Origin of the sequence: Pseudomonas sp. 34 E 7, assembly GCF_900005715.1 — a bacterium.
Lineage (GTDB): Bacteria > Pseudomonadota > Gammaproteobacteria > Pseudomonadales > Pseudomonadaceae > Aquipseudomonas > Aquipseudomonas orientalis_A.
On the sequence record NZ_CVTX01000151.1, the window covers coordinates 59,821 to 60,630 of the forward strand.

The 810-nt window shown below is 58.4% G+C and carries 1 pseudogene; it reads left to right on the plus strand.

Features of this window, described 5'->3' with window-relative positions:
* Nucleotides 1-810 (plus strand): annotated as a pseudogene (locus BFP96_RS31365) (type IV secretion protein Rhs); the annotation flags it as partial.

An 810-nucleotide genomic window follows, 5' to 3' on the forward strand; every position in this document is an offset into this window, starting at 1 on the left:
ACGGCGCCCGGCATTTCAAATCCTACGACGACAAGGGCCGACTGACCGTCGAGCAGGACCCGCTGGGCGCGGTGACGGCGTATCAGTACGACGAAGCCGGACGCTTGATCGCGCTGTTTCCGGGGGAGGATGAGCCGACGTCCTACGAGCATGACAATGGTTTCGTACGGGTCGTGCGGCGTGGTGAGGCGGTTTGGAAATACGAGCGTAATGAGCAAGGCGATGTCATCCGCAGGATTGATCCGGACAGCGACGCGACGGACTACAGCTACGACAAGCAAGGGCAACTGACCGGGGTCTGGTATCCCGACAACAGTTGTCATCGGCTGGTGTGGAATGAGCGTGGGCAGCTTGTTGAAGAACAGTTGCCCAATGGAAGCATCATGCGTTATCGCTATGACGATCTGGGCCGGCAATTGTCGCGTGAGGATGAGCTTGGCGCGCTGACTCAGTATCAATGGGACGCGGTAGGGCGCCTGCTGAAACTGACCCAATCCGACGGTACTTATCGGGAGTTCAGCTACAACCCTTACGGAAAAATCATCGCCGAACGCGATGAACTCGGCCACGTCACCCGCTACGAATACGCCGACGGCCTGCACCTGATCAGCCGCCGCATCAACGCCGACGGCACTCAGGTCAAGTATCGCTACGACAACGCCCGCCTTTTGCTAACTGAAATCGAAAACGAAGTTGGCGAAACCTATCAACTGGACTACCACCCCAACGGCCTGATCCGACAGGAAACCGGCTTCGACGGCCAACGCACCGCCTACGCCTACGACCTCAACGGCAACCTGCTGGAAAAGA